Annotated in this window: 6 protein-coding genes; all 6 read left to right on the forward strand. The window is 48.8% G+C overall.

The annotated features are described in order from the left end of the window. The first annotated feature begins 81 nt into the window (after positions 1–81). Genes flgF through Q7P41_RS03175 form a run of 6 tightly spaced genes read left to right on the forward strand, consistent with a single transcriptional unit; the run spans position 82 to position 4665 of the window. Positions 82–855, forward strand: a complete 774-nt coding sequence (gene flgF, locus Q7P41_RS03150; protein ID WP_303882057.1) for a flagellar basal-body rod protein FlgF — start codon at positions 82–84, stop codon at positions 853–855. Positions 856–889: 34 nt separating this feature from the next. Beyond that, on the forward strand, positions 890–1678 hold the full coding sequence (gene flgG / locus Q7P41_RS03155) for a flagellar basal-body rod protein FlgG (protein WP_369693131.1): 789 nt from the start codon (positions 890–892) through the stop codon (positions 1676–1678). A gap of 3 nt (positions 1679–1681) precedes the next feature. Further along, entirely contained in the window at positions 1682–2599 is a 918-nt protein-coding gene (flgA, locus tag Q7P41_RS03160) for a flagellar basal body P-ring formation chaperone FlgA (protein WP_303882060.1), read from the forward strand. Beyond that, entirely contained in the window at positions 2596–3171 is a 576-nt protein-coding gene (locus Q7P41_RS03165; protein ID WP_303882062.1) for a flagellar basal body L-ring protein FlgH, read from the forward strand. The genes flgA and Q7P41_RS03165 overlap by 4 nt, the downstream gene beginning before the upstream one ends. A gap of 29 nt (positions 3172–3200) precedes the next feature. Next, positions 3201–4334 (forward strand): flagellar basal body P-ring protein FlgI, encoded by a 1134-nt coding sequence (locus tag Q7P41_RS03170; RefSeq protein ID WP_303882064.1) that lies wholly within the window; start codon positions 3201–3203, stop codon positions 4332–4334. A 1-nt stretch (position 4335) separates the two neighbouring features. Continuing rightward, complete coding sequence (locus Q7P41_RS03175) at positions 4336–4665, forward strand: hypothetical protein (protein WP_303882065.1); 330 nt, start codon at positions 4336–4338, stop codon at positions 4663–4665. Positions 4666–4736 lie beyond the last annotated feature (71 nt).

Consider the following 4736-nt stretch of genomic DNA (forward strand, 5'->3'; position numbering starts at 1 on the left):
CTGTTTATTCGGCTTTGAAGAAGAGCTCAAGCTCTTGGCGTTAGGTGTTTAAGATTTTAAAGAAAGGTGGACTCTTTTGGTATGTATCGCGGTATATATGGCGCTACATCGGCGATGTTGGTTCAGGAAAAAGCAATTGATGTAACGTCTAATAACCTTGCAAACATCGACACCGTGGGTTTTAAGAGGAGGATTGCGGTCAATAAATCCTTTCCCGAGGTTTTAGTGCAACGCAGAGAGTCTGTTGAGCCTTTAGGCAAAGCGATGTACTGGCCCATAGGCAATTCCAGTCTCAACGTAGTGCTTTCCGAAACGGCAATAGATGCTTCTGAAGGCGTTATCAGAGTGACGGATAATCCCCTTGACGTAGCTATCTCCGGAAGAGGTTTTTTCTCCCTTCAAGACGGTGCAGGCAATGTATTTTATACCAGGGCAGGCAATTTTACCCTCGACTTTAACGGAGTCCTTGTGACTCAGGAAGGTCAAAGCGTCGCTGGCGAAGGTGGCACTCCCATAGTTGTAGGCGACGCTGATATCGTTGAAATCAGTGAGTCAGGCGCGGTCATAGCGGACGGAGAAGTTGTAGGTCAAATCCAGTTGTTTGACTTCCAAGATCCTACTCACCTTAGAAACGTCGGAAAAAATTTGTTTCAAGTAAGCAACGCTTCGGGCGAACCCTTGGCAGTGGAGGTGACTCGTCTTATCCCGGGAGCCCTGGAGAGATCCAACGTCAACGTTATATGCGAAATGGTGCGACTTATAGAGGGCCAAAGGGCCTACGAGGCGTCTGCTCGGAGCTTGACCATTCAAGACGAACAAACGGGATCTTTGATAACGACATTTGGAAGATCGTGATTGATTTTTTGAGTTTTCGCAAGAGGTGATAATGATGATACGTGCTTTGTGGTCAGGAGCCACAGGTATGATCGCCCAACAGTCTAACCTTGACGTCATCTCCAATAACCTTGCAAATGTCAATACCACAGGCTATAAGAAGATGAGGGCGGAATTTGAGGACCTCATGTATCAAATAGGGAGGGAACCTGGCGCGCCTGTCGAGCCCGATTCGATGATTCCCACCGGGATACAAATAGGCTTGGGCACGAGGCTAGTAGGTACAAGCCGCGTAATGAGCCCTGGAAATTTGCAAGTTACCGACAACCCTTTGGATTTGGCTATAGAAGGCGACGGTTTCTTTCAGGTAACCCTACCCGACGGCACTATTGCCTATAGCCGCGACGGAAGCTGGCACATCGATGGGGAAGGCCAAATAGTCACATCTGACGGCTATCTTCTGGAGCCACAAATCACCATTCCGGAAGATACTGTGGAGATCACTATAAGTCCTACGGGTGAAGTGTACGCAAGACAGCCGGGCGATATCGAGCCTGATGAAATTGGCCAAATTGAGCTGGCTCGTTTTGTCAATCCCCAAGGTTTGAGGGCCATAGGAAAGAACCTATTTTTGGAGACCCCCGCCAGCGGATTTCCCATATTGGGGGAACCGGGCGAGGAAGGGATTGGCACCCTTCGCCAAGGAGCGTTGGAGATGTCGAACGTTCAGGTGGTGGAGGAGATGGTGGCAATGATAGTTTCTCAGCGAGCTTACGAGGCTAGTTCAAAGACCATACAAACGGCGGATGAGTTGTTGCACATAGCAAACAATCTGAGGCGATAATTTATGTCGTATGTGTGGGGTAAGACTGCTTTTAGGGTTTTATCTTCTCTGGTGCTTTTGCTAGCCCTTACATGTTTAGGTGCACGCCCGGTCTTTGCTGCCCCGGATGTGACAATAAAGATCGATCAAGTTATCATTTTGCCTTCTTCATCGTCAGTGAAATTGGGTGCCATATCAGAGATATCAGGAGACCCTCGCTATGGCATGGCAGTGGCAAACATTTCCGTAACGCCACATGACGAAGATGGCATCACGAAGGACTTAATCCTTCACTCGATTCAAACCTCGGGATTGCAAGGGATTACCATTTCCCTTATCATGCCCGACAAGATAAATTTTTCCCTCGAGGATCCTTATAGTGCGGAAATTCGACGTCAGGCTGCGTGGCCTTGGAAGCTAAAAATAACTTCAAAGGACAGCATAGAAGGTGACATACTTGAAGTTGCAAGAGTCAAACCCGGCATTGAAAAAGCATCTGTCAAGATTCGTCTAAAAGATGGCTCAGTTCGTTACAAGCGCTTTGACATAAACTGGATAGCACCTACCTATACAGCGATGTCTAGTCTTGAGTATGGCGATGTTTTGACGCTTAATGATATTGATTTTAAGACTTGTACATGTCGACGCGAAGACATTGCCGGATCCCCGGACGAGTTTTTGGGAAAAAGGCTAAAATGCTATCTTAAACCGGGTGAACCCATTTACGCACGAGATGTCGAGCCTGTCTATTTGGTCAAAAAGGGAGATAAGGTACGTTTTTATTCAAAATCCGGAGCTGTTACGATCGAAGCGATAGCAAGGGCATTGGATTCGGGGGCATTGGGCCAGATCATAAAGGTGGTCAATCTGGACAGCCGTCGTGTAGTTTTGGCTAAAGTCATTGGTGATGGGGTGGTTGTGGCGAAGGAGGGAAGTTCATGAAAAGACATTTAGCATCCTTGTTTTTGCTCTTTCTTCTTATAAGCTTTGGAAGTGCAGCACAAGCTCAATCGCTATGGCAGGATGGCGCCAACCTCTACGCCGATCCCAAGCCATCTCGTGTTGGAGATATTGTCACGGTCATAGTTGAAGAAAGTATAAGAGCAAATGACGAGGCCAACACCGATTTGACCAAAGAAATCAAGCATAACGTTGATGACGGAACGGGTATATTTGATTTCATACGCGAGTTTGGAGTGAAGGCAGATACGGATATGTCGGGGGATACGAGCACTGAAAGGGATTATTCCCTGAAGACTACGATAAGTTGCGTGGTCACGGAAGTCCAGGACAATGGCAACTTAGTAATAGAGGGCTACAGAGATCTTAAAACTCACGACGAAACGCTCAAGCTCACTCTTAGGGGAGTGATAAGACCACTTGACGTTTCCTTCAATAACACCATATCAAGCACTAAGTTAGCCAACCCTGAGCTTTTCGTGGAAGGGAAGGGCTCTTTGTCCAGAGTCCAGAAGCCTGGCTTGATTACGCAGATTCTTCAAGCCCTGTTTTAATGTAACGGATAAAGGGAAGGTGTGATCTAATGTTTCGGCGTTTTTTAACCCTATGCTTGGTATGCTTAGTGGTCTTCTGGTTTTTAAATCCGATTGGTATCCTTTCTTTGGCGGTATACGCGCAAGAACTCTCGCCAAGGGTGAGGGTCAAGGACTTGGCCGTGGTGGAGGGTGCAAGGAGTAACCAGTTGACGGGCATGGGGCTTGTAGTTGGACTGCCCGGAACTGGCGATAGGACCGGCATGGCCACGCGCATGATCAGAAACATGGCAGAGCAGTACGGTCTTTCCCTGGGTACGAGAGAGATACGCTCTAGGAACATTGCCGCCGTCTCGGTGGTATGCAATCTTCCTCCCTTTACGAATCCGGGCCAGACAGTGGATGTTTTAGTGAGCACATTGGGCGACGCCAAGAGCTTGGAAGGAGGTGTATTGCTTCAAACACCCCTTAAAGCCGCCAATGGCGGAGTTTATGCGGTAGCACAAGGTCCCGTTACAGTGGGGGGCTTTACGGCAGAAGGAATGGCGGCTCGTGTTGCCAAAAACGTCACAACTACAGGTAGGATTGCTGGAGGAGCTATTGTCGAAAGGGATGTCCCCATGGGGTATGCGAGTGACTCTAAACTAACCTTGCTGCTTCGTCAACCCGATTTCACTACCGCTCATCGCTTAGCTTCTTCAATCAATGAGAAATTCGGCCGAATTGCTTTGCCCATCGATGCAGGTAGGGTGGAAGTAGCCTTTCCGCCGGCATACGCCCAATATCCCGCCAGCTTCGTAGCATCTTTAGAGCAGTTAGAAATTCGGCCGGACACTGTGGCCAGGGTGGTCATAAACGAGCGTACCGGCACGGTAGTATTGGGAGGAAACGTTAAGATAAGTGCTGTTGCTGTCTCACACGGCAATCTGACCGTTGCCGTCGCCGAGGCGCCGGAAGCCGTGCAACCTGAACCCTTTGCGGGCGGACGGACGGCTGTAGTGCCAAGAACCGAAGTGGTAGTAGAAGAACAAAGAGGAAGAGTCGTATCGATGAAAGCCAGTGCTTCAGTTGAGGATTTGGTCGACGCTTTAAATTCGATTGGCGCCACTCCGCGGGATACCATAACTATACTGCAGGCCATCAACGATGCCGGGGCCCTTCACGGGGAACTAGTGGTGATGTAATATGCCATACGATATTTATGTTCCAATCAAACGTTCTTTCTTAGCTGAAGGCCCGTCAAGGAATAACAAACCAAAGGAGCGCGATCGTGCCGATGAGGCTTTGAAGAATGCATGCCAGCTCTTCGAGGGATTCTTGTTAGCAGAGATATGTAAGTCTCAACTGGCCGTGGCGAGGGCCTTGGGGCCTAATCCTAAAGGCCCTTTTCATCAGCTTGAAGAGATTGCCTTGGATGTTGTATGCGAACAAGTTTCAAGCAGGGGCGGCGTGGGCTTTTGGAAGTTTCTTTATGAGGAGATTGCGACAGACTACGATGGGCGAACAGAAAAATAAACGATGGTGGGATGACGGTTTATATTTTTCTTGCCTTGGGTGCGGGAAATGTTGCGGCGGCGAGCCCGGTT

The organism is Acetomicrobium mobile (genome assembly GCF_937920065.1).